Raw genomic sequence first — 13,892 nt, forward strand, 5'->3', positions numbered from 1 at the left:
AGGGTTAACCAGTGCCATGTCCTAAAGAAATTATATTTCTAATAAATATGTTTTTAAATACTCTAAACAGAGAAGATTAATTTCTTCTCTGTTTTTTTTTGGTTTATTTTTAGGTGTTTAGTTCATTTTTGATTTCTGTATCTTAAATGTATTCGTAAAGTCAACGGAGAGATTCAGAGACAGAGGTTTAATTAGCTGAAATGTATAAGTGGTAGTTTTAGTAGCAGAGGTTAAAAAAACGGGAATAAAGGCTCTAAATGATTTAATTGGTTTAATATTGTGATAGAGTGGTGCTATCGCTTTTCAGCAGGAACAAATGAAGCAGGTAAATTGGAGCTCGTATTTTAGATCAGAGGTTGATAATTTTAATAATTTTAGTTTTCAAAGTGGATTGAAGTTTTTTTAACTATAAATCAAAAGGAAAAACAATTAATTACGAATTTTTGGCGGGTAAATATTATATTTTTGTAAGAGAAAGAATGGCAGGGCTATTTGCATATAAATGATTAACTCTAAATTAAATTGAAAAAATTCACCAATTATAGGCAGGTCGATTATAAAGATTGCGGGCCAACATGTTTAAAAATAATAGCAAAGCATTACGGTAAAACAATCAATATACAGGAGTTGAGAGATTTCAGCGAAACAACTCGTGAAGGAAGTAATCTGCTTTTTTTGAGTGATGCAGCTGAGAAAATTGGTTTTAGAACTTTAGGCGTAAAATTAAATCTGGAAAGATTAGAAGAGGCTCCATTGCCTTGTATTCTGCATTGGAACAAAAATCATTATGTAGTACTCTACAAAATTAAAAAAAACAGCTACTATATTTCCGATCCGGCTTTTGGCCTGATTGAATACAATAAAGAAGATTTTATTAAATTTTGGATCGGAAACAATGCCGATGAATCTACTCAGGAAGGAATAGCATTGCTGATTGAAGCTACTCCTAAATTTTTCCAGTCTGATTTTGATAAAGAGGACAATCGCGGACTTGGTTTTGGATTGTTGTCGCAATATGTGCTTCGGTACAAGTCGTTTTTAATACAGTTAAGTATAGGATTGCTGGCAAGTACTTTACTACAGCTGATCTTTCCGTTTTTAACCCAAAGTATTGTTGATGTTGGGATTCAGAATCAGAACATTCATTTTATCTATCTGATACTTTTTGCCCAATTGTTCCTTTTTGCGGGAAGAACAGGTTTGGAGTTGATCAGAAGCTGGATTCTATTACACCTTTCTACCCGAATCAATATTTCACTAATCTCAGATTTCTTTATTAAACTAATGAATCTGCCCATTTCGTTTTTCGATGTGCGAATGACAGGCGATATCATGCAGCGAATTAACGATCATCACAGGATCGAAAAAATTCTAACCACATCGTCATTAAATGTTTTGTTCTCAACTATCAATATGGTTGTTATGGGAGGCGTTCTGGCTTACTTTAATCTCAAGATCTTTTTGGTGTTTTTTGCGGGAAGCCTGCTTTATTTTGGATGGATTACCTTATTTTTAAAAAGAAGAGAAGTATTGGATTACAAGCGTTTTGCTGAAGTCTCCAGCGAGCAAAGTAAAGTGATGGAGCTGATTAATGGAATGCAGGAAATAAAGCTTCACAATGCCGAAAAGCAAAAACGCTGGGGTTGGGAATACATACAGGCAAGACTCTTTAGGGTCTCAATAAAAGGCTTAGTTTTAGAGCAGACACAAACGATTGGTTCTTCTGTAATCAACGAGTTAAAAAACATTTTTATTATATTTCTTTCGGCAAAACTGGTAATTGACGGCTCCATCACACTGGGGATGATGTTGGCAATCAGTTCGATCGTAGGAAGTTTAAACGGTCCCATTACGCAGCTAATCGAATTTGTCAGAGAGCTGCAGGATGCCAAAATATCATTGGCCAGATTATCGGAAATCCATGAAAAAGAAGACGAAACACAACAGGAAGTTTTTCAAACTAATGATGTTCCTTTTGATTCGGATATCGATATCAATAACCTTTCTTATCGATATTTGGGTTCGGATATTCCTGTTCTGGAGGATTTAACGCTGAAAATCCCCGCCAATAAAGTAACGGCAATAGTAGGAGTCAGCGGAAGCGGAAAAACAACTTTGATGAAACTCCTGTTGAAATTCTACGAACCTGAAAAAGGCGAGATCAACATTGGAAATGCACAATTAAAAAATATCTCGCAAAAAGCCTGGCGGTCCAATATTGGTGCTGTGATGCAGGAAGGCTTTATTTTTAGTGACACCATCGCGAATAACATTGCAATTGGCGTTGATAAAGTAGATAAAGAGCGCTTGGTTTATGCGGCTGATGTAGCCAACATAAAAGAATATATTACAGGTTTACCATTGGGATACAATACCAAAATAGGTTCTGAAGGGTTGGGAATGAGTACAGGGCAGAAACAACGTTTGTTAATTGCCAGAGCAGTTTATAAAAATCCCGAAATATTGTTTTTTGACGAAGCTACATCGGCATTGGATGCGAACAATGAAAAAGAAATAATGCAAAAGCTGGATGTTTTCTTTAAGGACAAAACCGTCGTAGTTATTGCGCATCGCTTGAGTACAGTTATGAATGCTGATCAAATTGTGGTTTTAGACAAAGGAAAAATCATTGAAATTGGCAGCCATACTGTTTTGGTACAGCAAAAAGGAAATTATTTCGAACTGGTTAAGAATCAATTGCAATTAGGAAATTAAATCATGACAAAAGATACTACATTTGAACTAAGAAGTGAAGAAGTTCAGGACATTCTCACCAAAGTACCGCATTGGATGATTCGTTGGGGTACCGTACTGATATTTGTGATCATTTCTATGCTTTTTTTCGTGTCCTGGTTTATCAAATATCCGGATGTTGTTACGACTCAGATCGTCATTACAACCAATATTCCTCCAGAGAAAATAGTTTCCAAATCTTCGGGCCGTATTGAAGCAATTCTGGTCAAAGACAAATCGATTGTTTCCAAAAACAGTACACTTGCCATCATTGAAAACACGGCCAATTATAAAGATGTTTTTTTGTTGGAGAAAATTATTGCAGAATACAATATTAACGATCCGAAAAAAGCTTTTCCTTTTGAATTGTTGAAAAACACCCAGTTGGGCGAGATTGAAAGCGCCTTTGCTGTTTTTCAGAAAGACTATCAGGCAGAACAATTAAATAAAAATTTGCAGCCTTTTGAAGTCGAAAATCGGGCGCAGATTTCGGAGAAAGTTCAGATCAAAGACAGATTGGAAATTTTGCAGCAGCAAAAAGTAATTAACGAAAGCGAATTACAGCTTCAGAAAAATGAAATTGCAAGATTCGAAACCTTATTCAATAAAGGAATCATCTCTGCGCAGGAGATGGAAGTGAAAAAACTGGGATATCTTCAGGCGCAAAAGAATTATAGAGGCCTTTTGTCTTCTATTTCTCAGTTAAAGTCGGCTTTAATTACCAATTCCAAATTGAGTCAGAACTCGCAAATCAGTGGTACCAAGGAAGAAGTTACTTTAGGAAGAAATATGGCGCAGTCTTTTTATCAGCTTAAAAAAGTAATAAAAGACTGGGAGCTGGCCTATGCTTTAAAATCATCTGTAAGCGGAGTAGTTACTTTTTTACAGGTTTGGACAGAGAATCAAACCATTAGTGTCGGAGATAATGTTTTTTCGATTATTCCGGATACTAAAAATGGTTTTGTAGGTAAGGTAAAGGCGCCGGCATTAAATTCAGGGAAAATAAAAGTAGGGCAGATGGTCAACATTAGATTGGCGAATTTTCCCGACCGGGAATTTGGAGTGCTAAAAGGAAAAATCCGAAACATCTCTCTGGTTCCTGATAAAGATGGAAATTTATTATTAGACGTAGCACTTCCAAACGGACTGGAAACGTCGTATAAAAAACAAATTGTTTTTCAGCAGGAAATGAAAGGAAGCGCCGAGATTGTAACCGAAGATTTACGCTTAATCGAGAGGATTCTGTATCAGTTTAAAAGTATGTTTGAGCAGGTCTAAAATTTCAGGTAAAAATCTTTAGTGAGTTCAATGTATTCCGGAGTATAGACATGTCTTTCGATTTCGATCGTTAATTCATCTGTCTCTGTTTCCGGGACTTCATTTCGGCTAAAAGCAATCAAACTTCTTTTAATCTCTGAAGTTGGAGTACCTTTTACGCGTGTAATTTTGATCGGGTATAATTCTGATTCTTTGGCCAGAGCAACAAATTTTTCTTCTTCTTTATAAGGAAGAATTACTGCAAAAATCCCGTTTTCTGAAAGCAATAAATCAGCAGCCTCGATTAATTCTTCAAAAGGCATTGCGTCCTGAAAACGTGCCAGATCGCGCTGTTCGTTTTCGGTTTTGTAATTCTCGGAGTAAAAAGGTGGATTTGAAACAATCAAATCGTATTCGTCTTCCGGTTCTTCGATAAATTCATCTAATCCGGCATGGAAACAAAATAAGCGGTCTCCCCACGGAGAGTTTTCAAAATTATCAACAGCCTGTTCGTAAGCATCTTCATCAATTTCAAGTGCGTCAATCTGCTCCGCAGGAGTGCGTTGTGCCAGCATCAAAGCAATAATTCCGGTTCCGGCTCCAATGTCTAAAACGCTAAACGGATTATGACTTATGGGTGCCCAGGAGCCCAGTAAAACACCATCAGTACCCACTTTCATAGCGGTTTTGTCTTGTTGAACTGAAAATTGTTTGAATGTAAACATATAGAGAAATTCCAATTTTTTTAAATTCCAAATTCCAACCAAACAGGAGGAAATTCCAAAGAAGAAAATCTAAGTTCCGATTTAAGTTGTATGTGGGAGGCTTATTTTAAGTTGCAAAAATAAGACTAAAATTCTAATTAATTATTTTGATGTTTTAGTGATTATTGCCGATAGAATTTTTCGTAATTCTTCTATTTCGAATAATAAAGAATTGGAAGCGATTCTCTGATCAGGATTTAATTCGTGTAATAATCTCAGCCAATACTTAGATTCTTTGGCTTCTTTTCGGGAAATTTTTAGTCTGAATATTAAATCTTTATCTCCAAGCTTTTCGTTTGCTTCAATATAATTAGCACCAACCGAACCAGACGATCTTATGAGTTGTTTGCCATCTTCAATATTTGATATTGTTTTTGATAGACTTCCGATGTAATTTCTGCATTCTTTTGCAAACAAAAAAGTTCTCTCTTCTAAATCGTATGGTTTGCTCATTATATAAATTCTATTTTCTAAATTTAAAAACCTAGCTGTTAGGGTTTAAAAGTAGCAAAAAAACAATTAATGTAAGTTTTTTCTTTCAAAAATATAATAATGAATAAGTTTGGTATCCCTTTGGAATTTGGAATTTCTTTTTAGACTTGGAATTTGGAATTTGAGCTTTGGAATTTAAAAAAGATTGGAGTTTCTAGACTCAAAGGTACATCTCTACCAATCCTTCAGGTAAATTCATGATGACCTTTTTGTTTTCACGGTCTATTTTTACCAGGAATTGATCGATCATCGGAATTAACATTTCGACTTCGCCATTCAAAACTTCAAAAAGAGGTTGTGCTGTTGTATCATTTACGGCAGCGATTTTTCCAAAAACGCCTAAACGTTGGTCTTCGATTTCAAAACCGATTACTTCATGGAAATAAAACTTGTTGCCGGAAAGTTTTGGCAACATGCTTAAAGGAAGATAGATCGCATTGCCAAGCAGGGCATCTGCATCTTCTTCTGTGTTTACATCTTCAAAACGGATTCTTAAGAAATCGTTTTTGTGTAAAGAACTTGTTTCAATAAAAAAAGGAACCAAGTGTTTGTTGCATTCAACAAACACTGATTCCAGATTTTCGTATAACTCAGGTTCATCCGTGTCTAAATAAGCCAGAACTTCACCTTTGAAACTAAATTTTTTAGCGATTTTACCTAAATAAAAACATTCTTCTTTACGCATTCTCGCTGGCTAAAATTATGCTTCAGTTGTTTCGTTATTCTCTTCAGCAGCAGGAGCTTCTTCAGTAGTAGCATCAGCTTCAACTTCAGTAACTTCTTCAGCTGCAGGAGTTGCAGCAGCGATAGCGTCAGCTTCAGCCTGAGCTGCAGCAGCTAAACGTTTAGCGTTAACTTCTTGTTCTGCTTTTAAAGCTTTAGCTTTAACATCAGCTTGTGCTTTTGTTAAACCATCTTTTTTAGCATCAACTTTTCCAGCTTTAGCCTCTAACCAAGCAGCTAATTTAGCGTCAGCTTGCTCTTGAGTTAAAGCTCCTTTACGGATACCTCCATCAAGGTGGTGTTTCAATAAAGCACCTTTGTAAGAAAGAATTGCTCTAGCAGTATCAGTTGGTTGTGCACCATTGTGTAACCATTTAACTGCGCTATCAAGGTTTAAGTCGATAGTTGCCGGGTTTGTGTTTGGATTGTAAGTACCGATTTTCTCTAAGTATTTACCATCTCTTTTTGAGCGTGCATCTGCAGCTACAACCCAGTAAAAAGGTTTTCCTTTTTTACCGTGTCTTTGTAATCTAATTTTTACTGACATAATCGTATGATTAAATTTTGAGGTACTCGACCCCTGTTAATTAAGGGCGCAAAGATATAATTTTTTTATGAATTATACGTTCGAAATCATATTAAATGCATTTCAGCTGTATTTCTATGGCTTTTTGTCCTTTTTAACTTCAATTTTTAATTAATTATCCTTAAATGAGGTATTTTTGCCTCAAATTCACCGTGATATGAAAAAAATAATTTCTTTGGTATTACTGCTTTTTATCGTTTCCTCTTGTTCTGAAGATGTAAAATTTAATAATCCTGCTTTCCAAAGCTTAAAGGAGAATGTGTTTTGGCGTGCTGCGAATTATAATGCTTCCAGTACTGTGAACGGCGGTTTTATTATTGAGGGTGATCTCGGATTTGAAAAAGTAATTTTAAAAGTTCCGGAGCCAACAGCACAAACCTACATACTGGGGCGTGACAATATAACGATCGCAACTTACTTAAATACACAATCGTCGCCATCCTCCCGATTTTCTACAGGTATGAATAAAGGAGATGGGCAAATCGTGATTACCGAGTATAATGCCGAGAATAAAACGATCTCAGGAACGTTTAAATTTACGGCCTTGAATGAGGATGAAAAGAATACCGAAAAGCCAAAAGTTAGTTTTACGGAAGGTGTTTTTTACAAAATTCCAATTTCGACAACATTTGAAAATTAGCGTTTTAATTTGCGACGGTTTGGTTTTGTTGATTTCTGTTTTTTTAAATCAAAATAAAAACATAAATAAACTAATATATAGTAGATTACAGAAAAATAAGACTACATTTGCTACATTATTATAAATAAGTACATATGAACATTTTTGTTGGAAGCCTTCCATTCAGTATTGAGGAAGCAGATTTAAGAGAGTCTTTCGAGGCTTACGGAGCAGTAGATTCAGTTAAAATCATTACTGATAAATTTACAGGAAGAAGCAAAGGTTTTGGTTTTGTTGAGATGCCAAACGATGCTGAAGCTCAAAAAGCAATTGATGAATTGAACGGAGCTACTGTTCAAGGTCGTGCAATTGTAGTTAATAAATCTGAGCCGAAACCTGAAGGTGAGAGAAGAAGCTTCAATAACAACCGTGGAGGTGATTCTCGCGGAGGTTACGGAAACAACCGTGGTGGAAATGACCGTGGTGGTAACAGAGGAGGATATTAATATTTTTTTCTAAATATATAAAAGGGATCAACTTGCGTTGATCCCTTTTTTTTTGTTTCAGGTTTCAAGTTTCACGTTCCAAAGTTCCAGCAACTTGAAACGTGAAACAAAAAAATTATAAGTTAGCAACAAGCCAGTCTCCAACTTCGCTGGTTTTGTATGCTTTGGTACCTTTTGGAGCTAAATCTTCTGTCACAATTCCTTCTTCCAGAGATTTGTTGACAACGGCTCTAATCGCCTCAGCTTCGTCTTTTAGTCCAAAGGCATCTTCAAACATCATGGCAGCAGATAAAATAGTAGCCAGTGGATTTGCAATATTCAATCCTGTAGCTTGTGGATAAGATCCGTGAATTGGTTCGTATAAAGAAGTGTGTTCTCCAACAGAGGCAGAAGGCATTAATCCCATAGAGCCTGAAATTACAGAAGCTTCATCGGTTAAAATGTCACCAAATAGATTCTCTGTAATCAAGACATCGTATGAATTTGGCCATTGTACCAAACGCATGGCAACAGCGTCTACAAATTCGTAAGATACAGTAACTTCCGGATAATCTTTTTCCATTGCCTGAACCGTTTCTCTCCATAGACGGGAAGTTTCCAGAACGTTTGCTTTGTCAACACAACACAATTTTTTGCTGCGGGTCATCGCCAGTTCAAAACCTTTTTTTGCTAAGCGCTGCACCTCGGCTCTCGTATAAACGCAGTTGTCAAAGGCAGTATCTCCGTTGTCTCTTCTTCCTTTTTCTCCAAAGTAAATTCCTCCTGTTAGCTCTCTTAAGAAAACCAGATCAGTTCCCTCGATTCTTTCTCTTTTTAAAGGAGAATTGTCAATTAAAGAAGGGAAAGTAAAGGTTGGGCGTACATTGGCAAACAACCCTAATTTTTTACGCATCAGCAACAAACCTTGCTCCGGTCGAACAGGTGCGCTTGGATCGTTATCGTATTTTGGGTGCCCTATTGCACCAAATAAAACCGCATCGGCTTTCATGCATATTTCGTGAGTCTCGTCAGGATAAGGAATTCCAACCGCATCGATTGCGCATGCTCCTGTTAAGGCTGGTGTCCATGTTATTTCGTGATTGAATTTTTTTGCAATAGCATCAGATACTTTTACGGCTTCATTTATGACCTCAGGACCAATTCCGTCTCCTGCTAATAGGGCTATATTAAATTTCATTATTTTTTTGGTATTTCGTTTTTATTAAGGTTCTAAGGTTCTGAGTTGCTAAGGTTCTAAGTTTTTTTACTTCTGAACGACTATTTTTTAAGTCTTAGTGCCTTAGAATCTTAGCAACTTAGTAGCTTTTTTAGGTAACTATATTCAACATTTTTTGAGTAGCAATAATGGCTGCGACTGTTTGATCCGAATCCAGGCCTCTTGTTTTAAATTCTTTTTCGTTGTTTACCCAGGTGATAATGGTTTCGCACAAAGCATCGGAGCTGCTTCCCGGGGGATTCTTACCGCGTAGTCAATTAACTTAGGAAGTGTTAGTTTTTTGCTTTTGTATATCTTGGATAAGGCATTCATAAAAGCATCAAACTGACCGTCGCCCTGAGCATTCTCTTCGATGATTTCATCTCCGAATTTCAGGCATAAAGTCGTTGATGGACGCATTCCTTTGGAGTGAACTAATATATAGGACTCGATTTTTATTCTTTCTTCGTACGTATGGCTGTCCAGAACATCAGAAATAATGTAGGGAAGATCTTCCTTTGTTACGGTCTCTTTTTTGTCGCCCAGTTCGATGATTCTTTGGGTAACCAGCTTCAAATCTTCCTGATTCAGTTTTAAACCTAATTCCTGAAGGTTTTTTTCGATATTGGCTTTTCCGGAAGTTTTTCCTAAAGCATATTTTCGTTTTCTTCCAAAGCGCTCCGGAAGTAAATCGTTAAAGTATAAATTGTTTTTATTGTCTCCGTCTGCATGAATTCCGGCAGTTTGGGTAAAAACATTGTCTCCGACAATTGGTTTGTTGGCAGGGATTCTGTAACCTGTAAAAGTTTCTACCAGTTTGCTTACGCTGTATAGCGAAGTCTCTTTGATGTTGATGCTTACCTCTGGCAGATAGTCGTTTATTACGGCTACTGTGCTTTCGAGCGGTGCATTTCCGGCACGTTCGCCCATTCCGTTTACGGTTACATGAAGTCCGTTGATACCGGCTTTTATGGCCTCCATAACATTGGCAACGCTTAAGTCGTAGTCGTTATGGGCATGAAAATCAAAATGAATTTTAGGGTATCGCGCTCTTATTTTTGAAAGGAATTCGAAAGTCAAAGACGGAATTAATACCCCCAGCGTATCCGGAAGTAAAATTCGTTTAATAGGTTGAGTTGCCAGGAAATCCAGAAATTGAAAAACATAGTCAGGAGAATTTCGCATTCCGTTGCTCCAGTCTTCTAAATACACATTGGTGTCGATATTGTTTTCTTTTGCTAAAGTAACGATGTGGGCAATTTCAGCAAAATGTTGTTCAGGTGTTTTTTTTAATTGATGGGTGAGGTGATTCAATGAACCTTTAGTCAATAAATTCTGGACTCTTGCACCTGCTTTTTTCATCCATTCTATTGAAACGCCGCCGTCTACAAACGATAAAACTTCGATGCGATCGATGTATCCTTTTTCGGCTGCCCAGGTTGTAATGCCTTTTACGGCCTGAAACTCTCCCTCACTTACACGTGCAGAGGCAATTTCGATTCGGTCAATATTTAATTCATCCAATAGTAATTGTGCAATGGTCAGTTTTTCTGCAGCAGAAAATGATACTCCCGAGGTTTGTTCGCCGTCGCGGAGTGTTGTATCCATTATTTCAATTTTTCTCTTTTCCATATTGATTTTCGAAATTCCTTTCTACAGGTAAATTGTTGTTGTGTTGTTTGGTTTAAGTGATAAAGACCCGACAGATTTAAAAAAAAAACCTACCGGGCCTCAAGGGACTGGACTTGATTTTTTAATAAGGAAGTTTATCGGCAAAAGCCACAATTTCTTCTTTAATATTTTGTAAATAATCAATGTCGTCAAAACCATTGATCATGTTGTTCTTTTTGTAACCGTTAATTGCAAATGATTCCTGTTGGCCTGTCGTCAACAAAGTAATCGTTTGATTTGGTAAGTTGATTTCTAATTCAGTTTTAGGATCAGCTTCGATTGCTTTGAAAATGGTATCTGCAAATTCAGGACTCACCTGAACCGGCAAAACTCCAATATTCAAACAGTTTCCTTTGAAGATATCCGCAAAGAAACTTGAAACTACAGCTCTAAAACCGTAATCATAAACTGCCCAGGCAGCGTGTTCTCTTGAAGATCCTGAACCGAAGTTTTTTCCTCCAACAAGAATTTTTCCGCTATAAGTTGAATCGTTTAAAACGAAATCGGCTTTTGGAGTATCGTCTCCGTTGTATCTCCAGTCTCTAAACAGGTTGTCTCCAAAGCCTTCACGTTTAGTCGCTTTCAGAAAACGAGCCGGAATGATTTGATCGGTATCTACGTTTTCAATTGGCAGCGGCACTGCGCTGCTGGTAAGTATATTAAATTTATCGTATGCCATTTTTGTTTGCTTTAGGCTGTAGGCTATAAGCTTTAGGCTTTTCCTACAGTGTATTATTTTGTTTGCTTTAGGCAGTGAGCTATAAGCTGTGAGCCTTTTTTTGAAAATCTGTTATAAGCTTAAAGCCTATTGCTTAAAGCTTATAGCAAGAATTAAAACAGCTCTCTCGGGTCTGTTAGTTTTCCGGTAACAGCGGCAGCGGCAGCCATAATCGGACTTGCTAATAAGGTTCTTGAACCGGGACCCTGACGGCCTTCAAAATTTCGGTTAGAAGTACTTACTGCATATTTTCCGGCAGGAACCTTATCGTCGTTCATCGCTAAACAGGCAGAACAACCCGGCTGACGTAATACAAAACCGGCATCCGTAAGAATGTCTAAAATACCTTCTTCTTTAATTTGAGCTTCAACAACGTGAGAACCGGGAACTAACCAGGCTGTAACGTTATCTGCTTTTTTTCTTCCTTTTACAATTTCGGCGAAAGCCCTAAAATCTTCAATACGTCCGTTGGTACAGCTTCCTAAGAAAACATAATCAATTGGTTTTCCAATCATCACATCGTCTTCGTTGAAGCCCATGTATGCTAAAGATTTTTTGTAAGTTTCGGCACCGCCTTCAACCTGGTTGGCATTTGGGATATGTTTGGAGATACCAATTCCCATTCCAGGGTTAGTACCATAAGTAATCATTGGTTCAATATCTGCAGCATTGATGTTCAATTCGGCGTCAAAAATAGCGTCCGCATCTGTTTTTAATGTTTTCCAGTAGGCAACAGCTTTGGTCCAGGCTTCCCCTTTTGGAGCATATAATTTTCCTTCAAGGAAGTCGAAAGTCGTCTGATCAGGAGCGATCATTCCGCCTCTCGCACCCATTTCAATACTAAGGTTACAAACCGTCATACGGCCTTCCATCGTCATATTTTCAAAAACATCACCGGCATATTCAACAAAATAACCTGTTCCGCCAGAAGTGGTTAACTGAGCAATAATATAAAGAGCAACGTCTTTTGGGCCAACACCTTTACTTAATTGACCGTTTACGTTGATACGCATTTTCTTTGGTTTTGGCTGCATGATACATTGAGTAGAAAGTACCATTTCAACTTCAGAGGTTCCGATACCAAAAGCAATAGCTCCAAAAGCACCATGAGTAGAGGTGTGTGAATCTCCGCAAACAATAGTAGCACCTGGCAAAGTAATTCCGTTTTCAGGACCTACTACGTGTACAATTCCATTTTTAATATGTCCCAATCCCCAGTGTGAAATACCGTATTCATTGGCATTGTCTTCAAGAGCCTGAAGCTGATTGGCTGATAACGGATCCTGAACTGGTAAATGTTGGTTAATCGTTGGTGTATTGTGGTCTGCAGTTGCAAAAGTACGTTCCGGGTATAAAACAGTAACGCCTCTGGCTTTCAATCCTAAAAAAGCAACAGGACTTGTAACTTCGTGAATGAAATGGCGGTCAATAAAAAACACATCTGGTCCATCTTCAATTTTACGCACTACATGTGAATCCCATACTTTGTCAAATAATGTCTTACTCATTTTTTATTTTTTTAATTGTAATTTCTATAATCACAGCAACTTCCTGCTTATATAATAGGAAAGCAAAATTAGAAAAAGCTGCAAAGTGGTCAATTTCAATATTTCATTATATACGATACCCAAACTGAAAATACAAATTGCGATTGGCTTTTGTACGATCGGTTTTGGATCTCAAAAGGAATACGAAATGGGTTTTATTTTTCTTTTTCGGATTAGTTTTTGACGAACGGCTTTTGTTTTTAAGAGTCGGCGGAATCCCCTATAAATCACTATGAAATATGGTTTTTTGGTTTTAAAAATGTAACAAAATCAATAAAAACGGCAATAATTGTTAATTTTTAATTCTTTTTTGAGTTTGTGAAAGGTCAAATACGAACACTTTTTAAAGGGGGTTAAATGCGTTTGACAGGTTTGATTAGATGTAAAATTTTAATGGAAATAATACGACATCCAAGAACTGTATTTTTTTGTTTTTTAGAATGAAAATAAATGAAAAGAAGCAGGATCGTTTGGAAAGAAATTGACCGCTAATGACGGCTATCTGACATTTGCTTCTAAAAGCAAGGGTTAACTTTGACTATTCTAATTTTTAAAAATAATATCATGAATTTAAATGAATTTGCGTACAAACTGGGGGTTGTGGGAACTGTAATTATTTTGGTCTGGGTAGGGCTTTTTAAGTTTACGGCGGTCGAAGCCGGAGCGATAAAAGAACTGGTTGAAAATCATTTTGCCATGGGCTGGATGTACAAAGTAATGTCGGTGCAGCAGGTTTCAAATCTTATTGGAATATTTGAAGTATTGACCGGGATTGGTCTGCTGGCTTCTTTGTTTTTAAGAAGAATTGGTTTTTATGCCGGTTTTGCGTCAGTGGTTATATTTGTAACGACGCTGAGTTTTTTAGTGACCACTCCGGGTGTTTTTAAAATGGTTGAAGGGTTTCCAGTAACCGATTTTTTTATTTTAAAAGACATTCCGTATCTGGCAATTTCGCTGCTGGTTTTTGTAAAAGGCAAAGAATAAAAAATATTGAATGGTATTGATAAAAACCTACATTCTTTCTCTAAAAAAAGACTAAATTTGAACTTCCTCGATTTTGTATCTCAACTTTTTTTATAAC

The 13,892-nt window shown here is 36.9% G+C and carries 12 protein-coding genes and 1 pseudogene; 5 read left to right on the forward strand and 8 right to left on the reverse strand.

Annotation, left to right across the window (positions count from 1 at the left end):
• The first annotated feature begins 522 nt into the window (after positions 1-522).
• Positions 523-2,715, forward strand: a complete 2,193-nt coding sequence (locus tag OLM61_RS09010) for a peptidase domain-containing ABC transporter (RefSeq protein ID WP_264526028.1) — start codon at positions 523-525, stop codon at positions 2,713-2,715.
• Between the two features lie 3 nt (positions 2,716-2,718).
• Positions 2,719-4,011 carry an HlyD family secretion protein gene (locus tag OLM61_RS09015; protein ID WP_264526029.1) on the forward strand — a complete coding sequence of 431 codons (1,293 nt, stop codon included), beginning with the start codon at positions 2,719-2,721 and terminating at the stop codon, positions 4,009-4,011.
• On the opposite strand, the gene OLM61_RS09020 is transcribed toward OLM61_RS09015, so the two are convergent.
• The 4 genes from OLM61_RS09020 to OLM61_RS09035 all read right to left on the reverse strand — a co-directional run bounded on the left by OLM61_RS09020 (position 4,008) and on the right by OLM61_RS09035 (position 6,516).
• The gene (locus OLM61_RS09020; protein ID WP_264526030.1) at positions 4,008-4,715 is read right to left on the reverse strand and encodes a tRNA1(Val) (adenine(37)-N6)-methyltransferase; all 708 of its coding nucleotides are present in this window, start codon (positions 4,713-4,715) and stop codon (positions 4,008-4,010) included. The two genes, OLM61_RS09015 and OLM61_RS09020, sit on opposite strands and share 4 nt — an antisense overlap.
• Before the next feature lie 141 nt (positions 4,716-4,856).
• A complete protein-coding gene (locus OLM61_RS09025) occupies positions 4,857-5,207 on the reverse strand; it encodes a four helix bundle protein (protein WP_264526031.1) in 351 nt (116 codons plus the stop codon).
• 199 nt (positions 5,208-5,406) lie between these two features.
• Positions 5,407-5,931, reverse strand: coding sequence for a ribosome maturation factor RimM (gene rimM, locus OLM61_RS09030; protein ID WP_202702131.1), 525 nt, complete (start codon positions 5,929-5,931; stop codon positions 5,407-5,409).
• A 15-nt stretch (positions 5,932-5,946) separates the two neighbouring features.
• Positions 5,947-6,516, reverse strand: a complete 570-nt coding sequence (locus tag OLM61_RS09035) for a 30S ribosomal protein S16 (protein ID WP_264526032.1) — start codon at positions 6,514-6,516, stop codon at positions 5,947-5,949.
• A 196-nt stretch (positions 6,517-6,712) separates the two neighbouring features.
• Here OLM61_RS09035 and OLM61_RS09040 point away from each other — a divergent pair, with 196 nt between their 5' ends.
• The gene (locus tag OLM61_RS09040; RefSeq protein ID WP_264526033.1) at positions 6,713-7,195 is read left to right on the forward strand and encodes a DUF6252 family protein; all 483 of its coding nucleotides are present in this window, start codon (positions 6,713-6,715) and stop codon (positions 7,193-7,195) included.
• 134 nt (positions 7,196-7,329) lie between these two features.
• On the forward strand, positions 7,330-7,680 hold the full coding sequence (locus OLM61_RS09045) for an RNA recognition motif domain-containing protein (RefSeq protein ID WP_068844832.1): 351 nt from the start codon (positions 7,330-7,332) through the stop codon (positions 7,678-7,680).
• 115 nt (positions 7,681-7,795) lie between these two features.
• Here OLM61_RS09045 and leuB read toward each other — a convergent pair whose 3' ends face one another.
• The 4 genes and pseudogenes from leuB to leuC form a co-directional block, all read right to left on the reverse strand.
• Positions 7,796-8,857, reverse strand: a complete 1,062-nt coding sequence (gene leuB / locus OLM61_RS09050) for a 3-isopropylmalate dehydrogenase (protein WP_264526034.1) — start codon at positions 8,855-8,857, stop codon at positions 7,796-7,798.
• 130 nt (positions 8,858-8,987) lie between these two features.
• Positions 8,988-10,507, reverse strand: a pseudogene (locus tag OLM61_RS09055) (alpha-isopropylmalate synthase regulatory domain-containing protein).
• Between the two features lie 121 nt (positions 10,508-10,628).
• Positions 10,629-11,225 carry a 3-isopropylmalate dehydratase small subunit gene (gene leuD, locus OLM61_RS09060; protein WP_264526035.1) on the reverse strand — a complete coding sequence of 199 codons (597 nt, stop codon included), beginning with the start codon at positions 11,223-11,225 and terminating at the stop codon, positions 10,629-10,631.
• 152 nt (positions 11,226-11,377) lie between these two features.
• Positions 11,378-12,772 carry a 3-isopropylmalate dehydratase large subunit gene (leuC, locus tag OLM61_RS09065; RefSeq protein WP_264526036.1) on the reverse strand — a complete coding sequence of 465 codons (1,395 nt, stop codon included), beginning with the start codon at positions 12,770-12,772 and terminating at the stop codon, positions 11,378-11,380.
• Between the two features lie 603 nt (positions 12,773-13,375).
• On the opposite strand from leuC, the gene OLM61_RS09070 reads away from it, so the two are divergent.
• A complete protein-coding gene (locus tag OLM61_RS09070; protein WP_264526037.1) occupies positions 13,376-13,795 on the forward strand; it encodes a YkgB family protein in 420 nt (139 codons plus the stop codon).
• Positions 13,796-13,892 lie beyond the last annotated feature (97 nt).

Source organism: Flavobacterium sp. N502536, assembly GCF_025947345.1.
GTDB lineage: Bacteria > Bacteroidota > Bacteroidia > Flavobacteriales > Flavobacteriaceae > Flavobacterium.